Source organism: Leucobacter sp. USHLN153 (genome assembly GCF_037145615.1).
In the GTDB taxonomy this organism is placed as follows: Bacteria; Actinomycetota; Actinomycetes; order Actinomycetales; family Microbacteriaceae; genus Leucobacter.
The window spans coordinates 81646-96730 of sequence record NZ_JBBCXE010000003.1 but is presented as its reverse complement, the minus strand read 5'-3'; the positions used below and the strand labels follow the sequence as shown (position 1 = coordinate 96730).

General features: G+C 67.1%; 14 protein-coding genes and 1 tRNA gene. 13 read left to right on the top strand and 2 right to left on the bottom strand.

Annotation, left to right across the window (positions count from 1 at the left end):
* Positions 1-141 precede the first annotated feature (141 nt).
* The 13 genes from WFH00_RS06255 to WFH00_RS06195 all read left to right on the top strand — a co-directional run bounded on the left by WFH00_RS06255 (position 142) and on the right by WFH00_RS06195 (position 14358).
* Complete coding sequence (locus WFH00_RS06255; RefSeq protein WP_336659843.1) at positions 142-999, top strand: mycofactocin-coupled SDR family oxidoreductase; 858 nt, start codon at positions 142-144, stop codon at positions 997-999.
* Positions 1000-1147: 148 nt separating this feature from the next.
* Positions 1148-1963 carry a mycofactocin-coupled SDR family oxidoreductase gene (locus tag WFH00_RS06250; RefSeq protein WP_336659842.1) on the top strand — a complete coding sequence of 272 codons (816 nt, stop codon included), beginning with the start codon at positions 1148-1150 and terminating at the stop codon, positions 1961-1963.
* Positions 1964-2113: 150 nt separating this feature from the next.
* A complete protein-coding gene (locus WFH00_RS06245; protein WP_336659841.1) occupies positions 2114-2956 on the top strand; it encodes a mycofactocin-coupled SDR family oxidoreductase in 843 nt (280 codons plus the stop codon).
* Positions 2953-3915, top strand: coding sequence for an AAA family ATPase (locus tag WFH00_RS06240; protein ID WP_336659840.1), 963 nt, complete (start codon positions 2953-2955; stop codon positions 3913-3915). The genes WFH00_RS06245 and WFH00_RS06240 overlap by 4 nt, the downstream gene beginning before the upstream one ends.
* Positions 3916-4038: 123 nt before the next feature.
* Entirely contained in the window at positions 4039-4908 is an 870-nt protein-coding gene (locus WFH00_RS06235; protein WP_336659839.1) for a vWA domain-containing protein, read from the top strand.
* A gap of 99 nt (positions 4909-5007) precedes the next feature.
* On the top strand, positions 5008-5826 hold the full coding sequence (locus WFH00_RS06230) for a mycofactocin-coupled SDR family oxidoreductase (RefSeq protein WP_336659838.1): 819 nt from the start codon (positions 5008-5010) through the stop codon (positions 5824-5826).
* A gap of 77 nt (positions 5827-5903) precedes the next feature.
* Positions 5904-7184, top strand: a complete 1281-nt coding sequence (gene mftD / locus WFH00_RS06225; protein WP_336659837.1) for a pre-mycofactocin synthase MftD — start codon at positions 5904-5906, stop codon at positions 7182-7184.
* An 81-nt stretch (positions 7185-7265) separates the two neighbouring features.
* Positions 7266-8810, top strand: a complete 1545-nt coding sequence (gene mftF / locus WFH00_RS06220) for a mycofactocin biosynthesis glycosyltransferase MftF (RefSeq protein ID WP_336659836.1) — start codon at positions 7266-7268, stop codon at positions 8808-8810.
* A gap of 166 nt (positions 8811-8976) precedes the next feature.
* Positions 8977-10170: an ABC transporter substrate-binding protein gene (locus tag WFH00_RS06215; RefSeq protein WP_336659835.1), complete on the top strand. Its 1194-nt coding sequence runs from the start codon at positions 8977-8979 to the stop codon at positions 10168-10170.
* A 43-nt stretch (positions 10171-10213) separates the two neighbouring features.
* Positions 10214-11071: a branched-chain amino acid ABC transporter permease gene (locus tag WFH00_RS06210; protein WP_336659833.1), complete on the top strand. Its 858-nt coding sequence runs from the start codon at positions 10214-10216 to the stop codon at positions 11069-11071.
* On the top strand, positions 11058-12914 hold the full coding sequence (locus WFH00_RS06205; protein WP_336659831.1) for a branched-chain amino acid ABC transporter ATP-binding protein/permease: 1857 nt from the start codon (positions 11058-11060) through the stop codon (positions 12912-12914). Before WFH00_RS06210 ends, WFH00_RS06205 begins: the two co-directional genes overlap by 14 nt.
* Positions 12911-13639 (top strand): ABC transporter ATP-binding protein, encoded by a 729-nt coding sequence (locus WFH00_RS06200; protein ID WP_336659830.1) that lies wholly within the window; start codon positions 12911-12913, stop codon positions 13637-13639. The genes WFH00_RS06205 and WFH00_RS06200 overlap by 4 nt, the downstream gene beginning before the upstream one ends.
* A gap of 167 nt (positions 13640-13806) precedes the next feature.
* Positions 13807-14358: a methylated-DNA--[protein]-cysteine S-methyltransferase gene (locus WFH00_RS06195; protein ID WP_336659828.1), complete on the top strand. Its 552-nt coding sequence runs from the start codon at positions 13807-13809 to the stop codon at positions 14356-14358.
* Positions 14359-14497: 139 nt separating this feature from the next.
* Here the strand turns inward: WFH00_RS06195 and WFH00_RS06190 are convergent, their stop codons facing one another.
* On the bottom strand, positions 14498-14698 hold the full coding sequence (locus WFH00_RS06190) for a hypothetical protein (protein ID WP_336659827.1): 201 nt from the start codon (positions 14696-14698) through the stop codon (positions 14498-14500).
* A 313-nt stretch (positions 14699-15011) separates the two neighbouring features.
* Positions 15012-15082, bottom strand: a tRNA-Gly gene (locus tag WFH00_RS06185).
* Between the last annotated feature and the right edge of the window lie 3 nt (positions 15083-15085).

Genomic DNA, 15085 nt, shown 5'->3' with positions numbered 1-15085 from the left:
GGCACTGGGTGCCACTAGGCTCAGTATCGTTGGGCTTCTCGTCAATGTCGACTCCAAGGAGCAGAACTTCGATGGGATTCACGAACGACGCACTCGCGGCCGCTGGGGGCTCGCATTGCCCCTTCGAGCGCCGCGCACTGCATGCAAGAGCCGCTTGACACACACTCGAAGGGGAGAAACGCGTTGGCAGGAAGAGTAGCAGGCAAAGTCGCATTCATTACCGGGGCTGCCCGAGGACAGGGGCGCTCGCACGCTCTTCGATTGGCGCAGGAGGGTGCCGACATCATCGCCGTCGACATCTGCAAGCAGATCGACTCCGTCCCGTACCCGATGTCGACGCAGGAGGACCTTGCGGAAACGGCGAGGCTCGTCGAGGCTCTGGATCGACGGATCCACATCGCCGAGGCCGATGTTCGGGATCGCGCGGCCATGCAGGCCGCGTTCGACGCGGGCGTCGCCGAGCTGGGCCCGGTTGACATCGTCCTCGGCAACGCCGGGATCGCGCCGATGTCCCTCGCTCCGTCACCGGATGAATGGAGAGATGTTCTCGACGTGAATCTGACGGGCGTGTACAACACTGTCGAGGTCGCCAAGCAGTCACTGATCGATAACGGCGGCGGAGCCATCGTGCTGACAAGTTCGACCGCTGGCAACAACGGTATGGGCGGCGACTCACCCGCGGGGCTCAGCTACACCGCCTCGAAGCACGGTGTCGTCGGCCTCATGCGCAGCTACGCCAACATCCTCGCGCAACACTCGATCCGCGTGAACACGGTGCATCCGACGGGCGTGAATACGCCGATGATCAACAACGAGTACATGCAGAACTTCCTGCAGCGCGATCCCTCGATGGGGTCCGCGATGACCAACGCGCTCCCCGTCGATGTGGTCGAACCGATCGACATCTCGAACGCGATACTGTTCCTCGCGTCGGACGAGGCGAGGTATGTCACCGGGGTCGTCTTCCCCGTCGACGCCGGGGTGACGAATAAGAAATAGCGTGCGATTTCGTCGAACGCGGAAGAAAGGAGATTGACGAGCACACGAAGTGAGAATGCGGAGCCAGTGGCGTAGGTGTCGATGTGATTTCGGTGCTTCTGGCGACGTGTCGAAGCGAAGGCTGGATAACTCAACGAGGAGGAATTTCATGACCGGAAGACTCGAAGGCAAAGTAGCGTTCATTACAGGCGCAGCGCGGGGGCAGGGGCGTTCGCACGCGATCCGCCTGGCGCAGGAGGGCGCTGACATCATCGCGATCGATCTGTGCGAACAGGTCAGCTCGGTGCCGTACCCGATGTCGACGCCCGAGGATCTCGCCGAAACGGTGAAGCAGGTGGAGGCACTCGATCGACGAATCCATGCCACTCAGGCGGACGTGCGGGATCGCGCGGCCCTGCAGGCCGCGTTCGATGCCGGCGTCGCCGAACTCGGGCGCATCGACATTGTGCTGGGCAACGCCGGAATCGCCCCGATGTCGTTGAATCCCACCCCTGACGAGTGGCAGGACGTGCTGGATATCAACCTGACGGGCGTCTATCACACGGTTGAGGTGGCGAAGCAGGCGCTGATCGACAACGGCGGTGGAGCGATCGTGCTGACGAGCTCGACCGCCGGCATCAATGGAATCGGTGGAAACACTCCGGGCGGCTTGGGCTACACCGCGGCGAAGCACGGCGTGGTCGGCCTCATGCGCAGCTACGCGAACATCCTCGCGCAGCACTCGATCCGCGTGAATACCGTGCATCCGACGGGCGTGAATACTCCGATGGTCGTGAATGACGCGATGCAGGAGTTCATCCAGCAGGATCCGGCGATGGGTCAGGCGATGATGAACGCGCTCCCCGTCGACATGCTCGAGCCGGTCGATATCTCGAACGCGATCCTCTTCCTGGTTTCCGACGAGGCGCGCTACGTCACGGGCGTTACGTTCCCGGTTGACGCCGGCTTCACCAACAAGAAGTAACACCGGGGGATCCGGGGGTGCATGCCCCCGGATCCCGAGCCGACCGCAGCTCGCCCCCAACCCCCAGCATCTTGCGGGTCGCAGCAGGCGGTGGCAGCTCCGAACGCACTACCGATGTGGATCACATCACGAACGGAAGGTTGACGGAACATGGCTGGAAAACTTGCAGGCAAGGTCGCGCTCGTCACGGGAGCAGCACGCGGGCAGGGACGCTCTCACGCGATCCGCCTCGCGCAGGACGGTGCCGACATCATCGCGATCGACTTCGTGAGCGAGGTCGACTCGGTCGCCCCGTTCTACGGGCCCTCAACGGAAGCGGACCTCGCGGAAACGGTGCGGCAGGTCGAGGCACTCGATCGACGCATCTTCACGTCGAAGGCCGACGTCCGTGACATCGACGCGCTGACGGAAGCTGTGAATGAGGGAGTCGCGCAGCTCGGTCGCCTCGATATCGTTGTCGCGAACGCGGGTATCTTCACCTTCGGAACCGAGACGCACCGCGTGGATGAGCAATCCTGGTCCGATCTGATGGACATCAATATCACCGGTGTCTGGCACACCTACAAGGCCGCCGCAGAGCACCTCATCGCCTCCGGCCCAGGCGGCTCAGTCATCATCATCTCGTCGCTTGCCGGCTTCAAGGGTCTCGCGAACGTCGCCGCCTACACGACGACGAAGCACGCGATCGTCGGGCTCATGAAGGTGCTTGCGAACGAGCTCGGTCCGCACCAGATTCGGGTGAACACGATCCACCCGAATGCGATCGATACCCCGATGGTGAAGAACGAGACGACATACAAACTGTTCAGGCCGGATCTCGAGCACCCGACGCTCGAGGACGCCGAACCGGCATTCGGCGGGCTCAATCCATTCGGGATCGGCTTCATCGAGCCGATTCACGTGTCGAACGCGGTCGCCTGGCTCGCATCCGATGAGTCCTACTACGTGTCGGGCGGTCAGATTCCGGTCGATGCTGGAGCCGCGATCAAGTGAGCACCGCACCGAACGCTGTTGCCGACGTGGACGCCGGGCTCACCGGCGTCCACGAACGCATTCTGTCCCACGTCGTCGGCCGCGAGCGCGAACTCGAACTCACGCTCGCGGCCGTCGCCGCGGGGCGCGACATTCTGCTCGAGGGGCCGCCCGGCACGAGTAAGACCACGATCCTGAAGGCGATCACCGAGGAGTGGGGGATCCCGCTGTTCTTCGTGGAGGGGAATGCGGATCTCACCCCGGCCAAGCTCGTGGGCCACCACAATCCCGCGCGCGTGCTGCGCGAGGACTACTCCGAGGAGAATTTCGTGCCCGGGCCGCTGGTCGAGGCGATGCAGGAGGGCGGCTTCCTCTACATCGAGGAGCTGAATCGAGCGCCCGAAGACACGATGAACACCCTGCTCATGGCGATGGGGGATCGCGCCATCACCGTGCCGCGCGCGGGCCGTGTGGTGGCGAAGCCGACGTTCAGGGTCGTCGCATCGATGAACCCCTTCGATAACGTGGGCACGGCTCGTTTATCGCAGAGCGTGCACGATCGGCTCAATCGCGTGGTGATCACGTATCAGGACGCTCCAGCGGAGGTGCGGATCGTGCGTCTGCGCTCCGGGCTCGGTGACGCCGAAGGTGAGAGCAGCGCGAATGCTCTCGGCGAGCGCATCGTGCAGCACGCGGTGGCCGTGACCCGGGCGACTCGCGAGCACCCCGACGTTCGGCAGGGGTCGAGTGTGCGTGGCGCGATCGACACGGCGATGATCGCAGCGCAGCTCGCATCGCTGCGCAATGTGCACGAGTCTGACGACGACCGCTATCTCGAGCTCTTCTACGACGCGATGACGGTGGGTCTCTCTGGGCGCATCCACGTCGACGAGGCGGCGGAGACCACGCCCGAACGGGTACTTCGGGAGATCTGGGAGGACCGCTTCGTCCTCGAACCGCGCACGGCTGCCCCGGGATGAAGAGAGATCGAGGCCGATTCGCCGATCGTGCGCGAGGCGCGGGATCGGCGGCCTCGGACGGGCAAACCGCTCAAACGTAAGCCGAAGCAGCTCGATGAGCGCCCGACTCTGCACGATGCGCGCGTGCGACCGGGCAAGAACGGACCCGTGCTGCAGGCGGGTGGTTCGCGTGACGCGGGTGCCGCCCCCATGCAGGGCGTCATCGCGCCGGGGGAGACGGACGAGCCGGCCTCGCTGATCGCGCCTCCGGACGAGGAGCTCGCGATCGATCCGCGTGTGCGCTCACTCGCTCAGCAGATCGCCTCGCGGCTCTCCGTGCGCAAACCCCGGCGAGACGCGTCGGCGACTCGCGGGCTGGGGCGCCTGGAGACCGTACCGTACCGAGGCGCGTCCGACGAGATCGACCTCGATGCCACCCTCGGCGTACTCACTGAGCGCCCGCTGCCAGTGGACGAAGACATTCTGGTCCGGGAGCGGCTGCGCACTAAGCGCTCGGTGGTGCTGCTCGTGGACGTGTCCGGCTCCTCGAAGGGCGAGCGGATCGCCACGGCCGCCGCCACTGTTGGCGCCCTATCGGCGGAGCTGTCGCACGACTCGCTCGCGGTCGTCGCCTTCTGGTCCGATGCTGCAGTGCTGCTCGAGCTCGGGGCCCCGGTGCGCCCGATGGAGCTGCTCGATCAGATCCTCAGGATCCCCGCGCGAGGACTCACGAACGTCGCGTTCCCGCTGGAGGTCGCCGCGGAGCAGCTGCGGCGGGTGCCGGCGAGGGAAGCCCGCGTGATCCTGCTCTCGGATTGCGTGCACAACGCCGGGCCGGATCCTCGCGCCTACGCCGCCCGCCTTCCGAGGATCGACGTGCTGCTCGACGCGACGGGAGAGAAGGACCTCGATCTGGGCCGTGAACTGGCCTCAGCGGGCAGGGGGACCTGCCACGTCATTCGCGGCCACCGGGATGTCGCGCCCGCGCTCAGCCGCGTCTTCGGCTGGGCGTGAGCGTGCCCGCGATCACATAAAACGCTTCCATTTGACACTCGGTGCCAATATGATTGCGACGACGGGCGCATCCGCCATCTCAGAGACGAGGAGGCCAACATGGCAGGAAAACTTGCAGGCAAAGTCGCATTCATCACCGGCGCTGCACGCGGTCAGGGGCGCGCGCACGCGGTGAAGCTGGCTCAGGAGGGTGCCGACATCATCGCTGTCGACATCGCTGACCACATCGACTACGTGCCCTACGACTCACCTACTCAGGCGGATCTCGATGAGACGGTTCGCCTGGTCGAGGCGCTCGATCGCCGCATCATCGCGAGCGTGGCCGACGTGCGCGATATCGAGCAGTTGAAATCCGCCGCTGACGCCGGCGTCGCGCAGCTGGGCCGAATCGATATCGTCGTGGCCAACGCGGGCATTTGCATCCCCGAAGCCTGGGACGCGATCACGCCCGAGACGTTCAAAGCGACGATCGACACCAATGTGATCGGTGTGTGGAACACCGTCATGGCGACGGCTCACCACATCATCGACGGCGGTAACGGCGGTTCGATCATTCTCACGAGCTCGTACGCAGGCAAGAAGATGCAGCCGTTCATGATTCACTACACCGCGAGCAAGCACGCGGTCACGGGCATGACGCGCGCCTTCGCAGCCGAGCTCGGCAAGCACAGCATCCGAGTGAATAGCGTGCACCCCGGTGCGGTGATGACGCCGATGGGCTCCGGTAACATGCAGGCCGCGATCGAGACCGCCGGTGCGACTAATCCGGTACTCAACCAAATGGGCACCCCCTTCTTGCCGACCTACGCGGCCGAAGCCGAGGACATCGCGAACACGGTGGCGTTCCTCGCCTCGGATGACGCGAAGTTGATCACGGCCGAGCACATCAGCGTCGACCAGGGCGCGCACACCTTCTAGAACGACACCGCGGGCGGGGGCGATCCCCGCCCGCGAATGCGTCCAGTGTCGGACGCGACCAAAGCGAGGGAGACAGTATGAGCAAGATCTGGCCGTGGGTGAAGAACCCCTGGTTCGAAACGGTCCTCGAAGCGCAGCGCCGCACGAAGGCATTCCTACCGCCGTCGGTGTACGCGGCGTTGGTGGCGGGCAGCGAACGCGGTCGCACACCGAACGACAACACCGATGCCTTCGGCGAACTGGAGTTCGCGCCGCACGTCGCCGGGCACCAGCCGAAGCGCGACCTGTCGACGACGGTGCTCGGGATCCCGGTTTCGATGCCCGTGCTGATCTCGCCCACGGGCGTGCAGGCGATTCGCCCGGACGGTGAGGTCGCCGTCGCACGCGCTGCCGCGTCGCGCGGCACGATCATGGGCCTGAGTTCGTTCGCGTCGAAGCCCGTCGAAGAGGTCACCGCGGCGAACGAGAATACGTTCTTCCAGATGTATTGGACCGGAAGCCGCGAGGCGATGGTGCAGCGCATGGATCGGGCCCGGGCAGCTGGCGCGAAGGCGCTCATCTCCACGACGGACTGGTCGTTCTCTGTGGGACGCGACTGGGGAAGCCCGGCGATCCCGGAGCGTATGAACTTCGAGGCGCTCTACAAGATGGCGCCGGAGGGCGTGATGCGTCCCGAGTGGACGTTGACGTGGTTGAAGGCGGGCCTGCCCGACCTCACGGCCCCGAACCTGAAGCCGCCGAGCGGACCGGCCCCGACGTTTTTCGGCGCATACGGTGAGTGGCAGCAGACGCCCCCGCCGAGCTGGGAGGACATCGAGTGGCTCCGGAAGGAATGGGGCGGCAAGTTCATGCTCAAGGGCGTGACCCGGGTCGACGACGCGAAGCGCGCTGTCGATATCGGCGTCGACGCGATTTCGGTCTCGAATCACGGCGGAAATAACCTTGACACGACACCCGCCTCGATTCGCTGCCTCGGCTCGGTTGCGGAAGCCGTGGGTGACCAGATCGAGGTGCTGCTCGATGGCGGTGTGCGCCGGGGCGGCGACGTTGCGAAGGCGCTGGCACTCGGTGCACGAGCCGTCATGATCGGTCGCGCCTACCTCTGGGGGCTCGGCGCTAATGGGCAGACGGGCGTCGAGAACGTGCTCGATCTTCTGCGAATGGGCCTGGACTCGGCGCTGCTCGGCCTTGGCCACTCGTCGATCTCCGAGCTCAGCCGTGAAGACCTGCATATTCCGGAAGGGTTCGAGCGAGCACTTGGCGTCGCCAGCGACGGCGTGCCGGACTCGGCCGCCGCAAAGCGCGCGACGCCCGAGGAGCCCGCGGCTGATCGTCCGGTCGAGAAGACGGTGCAGTAACGGGCGCTGACTGTTCCCCAACACCCACGCACGACGAAAGTAGATCGCCGCAGCATGAGCACCCGCAGGACCCGGGCCGCAGTGACCCGTACCGAAATGCCGACGTACCCTGAACCACCCCAGCAACCGGAAGAACGCGACGCGTACGCTGCGAAGGCGAATCTCGCGTGGAGCTCAGGGGTGGTGCTCCGGGCGGGGCGCGTCGCGATCGGCGGATCGCCCTGGGAGGTGACGCCGCTTCCCGAGGCGGTCCGACCGTTCGCTCGGAAGGTGTTCGCCGCCAATCGCGGCGGCGTCGTTGCGTCCACTTCGGAGGAGCGGCGGGCGGCACTCTTTCTGCTCGATCGAGGGATCGCTGATCCGCTGCCTCCTGCGCCCGATGAAGCGGCGCAGCCGACCGACGTCGAAATCGTTGTTCCGGCCTACGGTGACGTGGCGCCGCTGGAGCGTTGCCTCGCATCGCTGAAAGACCAGGGCGTACCCGTCGTCGTGGTCGACGACGCCTCGCCCAAGCGGGACGCCGCGAAGATTCGTCGCGCCGCCCAGAAGTACGGCGCGAAGCTGATTGTTCGTGAGTCGAATGGTGGCCCGGGTGAGGCGCGGAACGATGGATTCGCCGCGACCACTGCACCATTCGTCGCGTTCTTCGACTCGGACACGATCGTCCCCCCGGGCGTGGTCGCGCAGCTCAGGACGCTGTTCGACGACCCGAGCATCGGGGCAGTGGGTCCACGCGTGCGCCCCGACGTCAAGGGCGATTCCGCGATCGAGTTGTACGAGGAGACACGGTCGGAACTCGATATGGGTCCGGATCCGAGCCGCGTGGTGTTCGGGGTTCCCGTCGGGTGGTTGCCGAGCGCCTCCGTCATGATGCGTCGCAGCGCGGTCACCGATCCGCCCTTCGAGCCGGGGCTCCGGGTCGGGGAGGACGTCGATCTGTTCTGGCGCATGCACGAGGCCGGCTGGACGGTGCGCTACGTCCCGGACGTCGTCTCGTACCATGGCGTGCGCACCGCGGTCACGGACTTCAGTGCGCGCCGTGCGATGTACGGGTCATCGGCTGCGGACCTCGAACTGCGGCATCCGGGGCGTCTGATCCCCGCGCGCCCCTCTCTTTCCGGTCTCGCGGCTGTGGCAGTGCTCTCGAGCAAGCACCGGTGGGTGCGACTCTTGGTGCTGCCGATCGCCGGGTACGAGTTCGCTCGACAGCGACGCCTCCTAGGGACAGAGATTCCGACGTCGGTCGCGCTCGAGATGACGGGTCGCTCTCTGTATTCCGACGCGTTCTGGATGGGGCACCTGCTCCGCCGCGACTGGTGGCCCGTCGGTTGGGCGGTGCTCGCTGCAACGCCGTTCTCCCGCCTCGCTCGCGGCGTCGCTGCCGCGATGATGTGGGAACCGGCGCGCGACCATCTCCTCCGCCCGACCAGGCTCGGACCGGTGAAAAGCCTCGCGCTGCGCTTACTCGACGACGCTTCCTACGGCTCGGGAGTCATCAAGAACGCGCTCCGGAAGCGGGTGCCGAATGTGGTGACGCCCCGGGTGCGCTTCCCCTACTGGCCGAAGCGAGGCGATGCTGGTCGGGCGTCTCTCCAGGCGGGCCCGCAGGCCGCAGACGGCGAGTAACGCCGCGGGCGCGGAGGCCGCGGTCGACGGCCGGCCGCCTCGACGACTCGCGATCCGCCCCGCCGCCCGTGCCCACTCCCGCACCCATTCCCGCACCCGCGAAAGCGGGGACCCGAATCGTTCCTCATCAGGACCATCCATCGAACCAGAAAGGAGACGCCGTCGCATGACGTCGCGTTTCAACCGGGGCCGGAGCCTTCTCGCCCTCGCCGCACTCTCATCCCTCCTCCTCGCCGGGTGCGCCCAAAGCGCGGCCAGCGGCTCCGATGACTCCGCGTCGGCCGAGCCGATCAAGGTCGGTGCCGTGAGCTCGATCACGGGCCCCGCGCCCTTCCCGGAAGTGCCGGGTGCAGCGCAAGCGGTGTTCGACAGGGTCAACGCCGCAGGAGGCATCAACGGCCGGCAGATCGAGTACATCTCGGAGGACGACGGTGCAGATCCCGCGCAGGCGAGCCAGGCTGCGCGTCGGCTCGTCGACGAGGAGGGCGTCGTCGCATTCGCCGGGGCCGCGAGCCTCGTCGAGTGCAGTGCGAACGCCGCGCTGTATGCGAAGAGCGGTGTCGTGTCGCTCTCGGGCACGGGTGTCGAGCCCGCCTGCTTCGAGTCGGAGAACATCGCGCCGGTGAACAACGGCACGATCCAGGGTTACGCGAGCCTGCTCTACTTCGCGTCCGAGACGCTCGAAGACGAGCGCGTGTGCCCGGTCATCTTGAACAGCGCGGGCCTCACCGAGCCGTATTTGGAACTCATCGACAAGTGGGAGAAGGACACGGGCAGCAAGGCCCCGCACGTCGATACCTCCGTGACGCTGGGCGATGACCCGACGCCCGCGGTGCTCGCGGTGCGGGACGCGAAGTGCGACGCGGTCGTGTTCAACGCGAACGAGCCGGTGGCCGTCGCGTTCATGAACACGGTGAAGCAGCAGGGACTGCTCGACGCAGCGGATTGGCTGACACTGACCTCCGCTTACTCGGAGTCGGTACTCGACACCTTGAAGAAGCAGGACACGCTCGGCATGTACGCGAACTCCGAGTTCCTGCCGTTCACGAGCGATGACCCCGAGCTCGACGACTGGCGCGAGACGCTGACGGACGCCGATGTGCCGCTGACCTCGCTTTCCGAGGGCGGCTATGTGAGCGCCGAGATCCTCGTGTCGGTGCTCGAGGGCATCGAGGGCGACATCACCCGCGAATCGGTGACGCAGGCGTTCCGCGAACTCGACGAGATCGAGCACCCGCTCATGGGAATGCCGTTCACGTTCGGCGAGGCGAAGGCGCATAACCCGAACCGCGCGAGCCAGATGGTGCAGGCGACCGCCGACGGGTGGGAGACCGTCGGCGACTGGGTGCGCGTTCCGTAGCGAGCGCTGCAGATGAACCGGGGGAGCGGAAGGGGCCGGAGGCGTGCTTGACGGCATCGTCTCCGGTCTCGTTTCGGGATCGGCCTACGCCATCCTTGCGGTCTGCGTCGTCGTGCTGCACCGCCTTGTCGGGGTGCTGAACTTCGGGCAGGCCGCGATCGGCGCGTTCGGCGCCTTCCTCTGCTACGTGCTGATCGGGGGCGGATCGCCGATCGCCCTCGCGGTGCTCGCCGGTCTCGGCGCGGCCGGTGCTGTCGCTGGCGGAGCGGGCTGGGTGCTGGCGCGGTGGTTCGGCGATTCGGGACCCCTCATCCGTTCCGTGGTGACGGTGGTGCTCCTCATCGTGCTCCTCACGCTGGGGTTCCGTCTCTACGGAGACACGCCACGAGTCATGCCGAGTCTCTTTCCGGAGTTTTCCTTCGCGGTCGCGGGCGTGCGCGTCTCGCTCACGACCCTCGTGGCACTCGTTGCGACGTTCGCAATCGCCGTCAGTCTGACAGCGCTGTTGAAACACACTCGCGTGGGCATTCGGTTGCAGGCGATGTCCGAGCGGCCGACGAGCGTGCAGCTGCTCGGGATCAATACGAGGGCGTTGTCGATCGGCGTGTGGGCGATCACCGGAGCCCTCGCGACCTTTGCGCTGCTCCTCGTCGCCCCCACTCGAAACCCGACGTTCGAATCCATGTCGTTCCTCGTCGTTCCGGCGCTCGCCGCGGGGCTGCTCGGCGCGTTCTCGAACGTGTGGATCGCTGCGCTCGGGGGGCTCGCGCTCGGAGCACTCGAGGGCGCGGGAGCCCGGATCGCGGCGGTAGCGGAGTTTCGCGGCGCGATCCCCTTCGTCATCATCATTGTCGCGGTGATTTGGATGCGCAGAGCGGAGGTGTGGGATGCGGCGCGCTGAACGAGGCGGGAAGGCGCGCGCTGGGCTCGGCTCGCGCACCGCGGTGCTCGACCGCGCCGGCTGGGCTCTCCTCGCAGTACTGCTCGTGGTCGCGGGGCTCACGCTTCCCGTCTACTGGGTGTACCTGTTAACGACAGTTGCTATCACCGCGCTCGTCGCCCGCGGCATCGGCCTCGTGACCGGCCGCGCAGGCCTGATATCGCTCTGCCAGATGTCATTCGCCGCGATCGGCGGCTGGGTCGTCTCGGCGGTCGCGCTCGATCAGCCGGATGCGCCCTTCCCGCTGCTCGTGCTGCTCGGTGGTGTCGCCGCTGCACCGATCGGTTGGCTGTTGGGCCTCGCAACGACTCGAGTGCGGGGCGTCGAATTCGCCGTGGTGACCCTCGGCTTCGCCGCGGCACTCGACCTCGTGCTCCGCCAGGGAAGCTTCCCGGGCGTCGGATCCGGTACCCCGGTGCTCCCGGCGGCTCCGTTCGACGATGCCCGATGGTACTTCGCGCTGGCCTGGGCTCTGCTCCTGCTGCTGCAACTCACGCTGAGGGCGGGTGAGCGGAGCGTTCACGGACTCGGGTGGAGCGCGGTGCGCTCGAGCGAGCGCGGAGCGGCGGCTCTCGGCGTGCGCGTGGGCGCGGCGAAGGCGAGCGCCTTCGCCCTCGGCGCGCTCTGTTCGGGAGTGGCGGGCGGGCTGCTTGCCGGTCAATACGGGCTCCTGACTCCGCAGGTGTTCAGTCCCCTCACGTCGCTCGTCACGCTCGCCACCGCGGTGCTGTGCGGGGCTGCGCTCTTCGGGGGTGCGGTGCTCGCGGGTGTCTTCGCGGTGTTCGTTCCCGAGGTGCTCCGTCGACTCGGCATGCCGCTCGACGTGGGCAACGCGCTGCTCGCGATCGGTGCCTTCGACGTCCTCCGACGGGGCAATGGCGGCATCGTCGAGCAGTTGCGGGCGCGTCTCGAGGAGCGCGCGTTCGCCCGCAGTCGCCGCTCATGCGAGTGGCCGGCGCTGGAGCGCACCGACGATGCGCCGCAGGGCGCCGATGCAGCTCATGGTGGGAGTGTCTCTGCGGCGCCTGATGATCCGGACGCCCGTGAACGAGCGAATGGCGCATCGCCGCTACTCGCAGTGCGCAACCTCACCGTGTCGTATGGAGGCACCGTCGCCCTCAACGGCGTAGACCTGACGGTTCGCGCCGGAGAAGTGCATGCGCTGATCGGCCCGAATGGCGCGGGCAAGTCGACGCTGATCGACGTCGTCACAGGCTTCACGGGCAGTGCCTCGGGCGAGGTGCAGCTCGACGGGATCGACCTTGACGGCCGCAGTGCGCGCGTGCGCTCACGTCGAGGGATCCGCCGTACCTTTCAGCACGTGCGCGCGCCCGAGACGCTGACGGTGGGGGAATACTTGCGGCTCGCGGCGGGAGGTCGAGCGGCGGGAATGCGGGACCCCGGGGCTCCGATGCTTCGGGCTGAGCGCAGTCAGGCAGTGCGGGCCTTTCTCGGGCTCCCTGGCGACCGCGTGCCGATCCGCCTGATGGATGCCGGCTCCCGCCGCGTGCTCGAAGTGGCAGGTGCACTGGTTTCCGCACCGCGTGTAGCGCTGCTCGACGAGCCGGCCGCGGGGCTGGGCGCAGCCGAAAGTCGCGCGCTTGCCGAGCGCATCCGTGAGATTCCGGAACGCTTCGGCTGTGCCGTGTTGCTGGTCGAGCACGATATCGAGTTCGTCCGCGCCACCGCCTCGCGCGTGACGGTACTCGACGATGGCCGCGTTATCGGCAGTGGACCAGTCGCAGAAGTGCTGAGCGCCCCCAAGGTCATCGCCGCTTACCTGGGAACGGAGCGCAGCGCGTGAGTGCAGACCTGGTGATATCCGAAGCGAGCGTCAAGCGGGGTGGACTCGAGATCTGCCGCGATATTTCGCTGACGGCGCCGGCGGGGGAGATTACGGTGCTCCTGGGGGCGAACGGCATGGGGAAGACGACCCTGCTCGACGGGGTCGCGGGCGTGCTTCCGCTGGCCTCAGGGCGGATTACGCTGGGCGGCCGCCGCATCGACGGTCTGCCGCCGGATCGGCGAGCGTCGCGGGGGCTCGCGTACGTTCAGCAGGGGCGCGGGGTCTTTGCCGGCCTCAGTGTCGCGCAGAACCTGGCCGTCGTCGATGGCTCGCAGCGGGCGCTGGATCGCGCGTTCGAACTGTTCCCGCGCCTCGCCGAGCGCCGAGACGTGCGAGCCGGGCGGCTCTCCGGTGGCGAGCAGCAGATGCTGGTCATCGCCCGCGCGCTCGCCACACGGCCGACGTGCCTGCTGGTGGACGAGCTGTCGCTGGGGCTCGCTCCCCGGGTTGCCGCCTCGCTCATGGCAGTGCTTCAGCAGCTGGCGCGCGATGGGATCGGTGTGCTGCTCGTCGAGCAGTTCGTGGAGACGGCGCTGAGCGTCGGCACCACCGCGCATCTCATGCAACGAGGCCGCATCGTGCGTTCGGGTGCCGCCGCTGAGCTGTTGCAGGATCGCGATGCGTTGATCTCGCCCTACCTCGATGGCGGGGCAGGCCCGGGCGCGACCGAGCGCCTCTCGTGAGACCGACTGCTCCTCGCGAGATCGACTCCTATTTCGCGCGCACGGCAGTCGATCTCGGCGGTCGCAGTCGATCTCGACGCGCGCTTTCTGTGCGGGCGGCGGATCCGCGACGAGAATAGTGGTGTGCGCTCCGAGGCGGGCGCTCGCCGGTTGCGAAAGGAGTGCGCATGACCGCGGTACCACTCGTGCAGAACGTCGTCGACATTGTCGGGGCGCCGTTCCACGCTATCTGGTCGCCCGAGGACGGGGCGGTGCGCGCCGCGGGGTTCGCCACTGAGAGCGACCCGAGCGCGGAAAGTTTGCTCTCGCGCCTGTTCGCCGCCGACGCCGATGCCAGGGAGCGCGGCGTTGTCCCGGCGAGCGACGACGAGAATCACGTCGCGCAGGCGCTCCGCTCCTATGCCGCAGGCGATCTGCACGCCATTGACGCCCTGCCTGTCGCGCAGCCCGGATCGCCGTTCCGCGACCAGGTGTGGGAGGCGCTCAGGGGCGTCGCGCCCGGGCGAGCGGTGACCTACACCGAGCTGGCGGCGCGGGCCGGGCGTCCGTCCGCCGTGCGTGCTGCTGCGTCGGGATGCGCGAACAACCTCGTCGCGCTCGTGGTGCCCTGCCACCGCATCGTCCGGTCCGACGGTGGACTGGGCGGCTACCTCTTCGGCGTCGAGCTGAAGGAGCGCTTGCTCGTGCACGAGGGCGCGCGAGCCGCGACGCTCGTGTAGTTCGTCATCATCGGGTGGCGGATCGGCCCGCGCCGCTCACGGCACGCCGCCCAAGCTGGCGACGCGCGGAATACGCGCCCCGCACGATGTTATTTACGGCCGATCAAGCGGTCGATGTTGGCCGACCGGGGAGAATCGATCAGGCGGGGGAGTAGCGGTTGCGCAGTTCGGCTGCGCGACGGATGTCGCCTTCGAGCGCCTCGGTCTCCTCGGGAGCAAGCGAGCCGTTCTTCTTGGCGGTGTCCAGGCGCTCGAGTCCGGCCTGCACCTCGTTATCCAAGCCATCGAGCACAATCTGCTGAATGCTCTCGGGCAGGCGGTGGAAGCTTGTCGTATCCATACTGCAACGCTACAAGGTCTCACCCAATTTCGCCGCATCCCATTTCGCAATTATCACAGGATCTACCTCAGGCGGTCTACTGGACTTTGTCCACCTCGGAGGCCCCCAACAGGCCGGGCGTTGCCTCCCGCGGCCGCCGCGGCCTGGAGGGGATGACGGGAATCGAACCCCCGGCCGGCCGCTCAAGGCGACGCATCGCGTCGCGCGGCCACGCCGCTGGCGGCGCTCTGCGCCGTCAGTTCCGGGTTCTCAGAGATTCCCGGAATCCCCGAAGTAAAACAGCCCCGGCCGAAGGGCCAGGGCTGTTTTGCGGAGGGGATGACGGGAATCGAACCCGCGCTGTCAGCTTGGGAAGCTGAAGTTCTACCATTGAACTACATCCCCGAA

Bases quoted from the DNA above. Each gene is read 5' to 3' on its own strand.
- WFH00_RS06250 (WP_336659842.1), top strand. From the start codon at position 1,148: ATGACCGGAAGACTCGAAGGCAAAGTAGCGTTCATTACAGGCGCAGCG.
- WFH00_RS06205 (WP_336659831.1), top strand. From the start codon at position 11,058: ATGCGGCGCGCTGAACGAGGCGGGAAGGCGCGCGCTGGGCTCGGCTCG.
- WFH00_RS06230 (WP_336659838.1), top strand. From the start codon at position 5,008: ATGGCAGGAAAACTTGCAGGCAAAGTCGCATTCATCACCGGCGCTGCA.
- mftD (WP_336659837.1), top strand. From the start codon at position 5,904: ATGAGCAAGATCTGGCCGTGGGTGAAGAACCCCTGGTTCGAAACGGTC.
- WFH00_RS06195 (WP_336659828.1), top strand. From the start codon at position 13,807: ATGACCGCGGTACCACTCGTGCAGAACGTCGTCGACATTGTCGGGGCG.
- WFH00_RS06190 (WP_336659827.1), bottom strand. From the start codon at position 14,698: ATGGATACGACAAGCTTCCACCGCCTGCCCGAGAGCATTCAGCAGATT.
- WFH00_RS06215 (WP_336659835.1), top strand. From the start codon at position 8,977: ATGACGTCGCGTTTCAACCGGGGCCGGAGCCTTCTCGCCCTCGCCGCA.
- WFH00_RS06255 (WP_336659843.1), top strand. From the start codon at position 142: ATGCAAGAGCCGCTTGACACACACTCGAAGGGGAGAAACGCGTTGGCA.
- WFH00_RS06245 (WP_336659841.1), top strand. From the start codon at position 2,114: ATGGCTGGAAAACTTGCAGGCAAGGTCGCGCTCGTCACGGGAGCAGCA.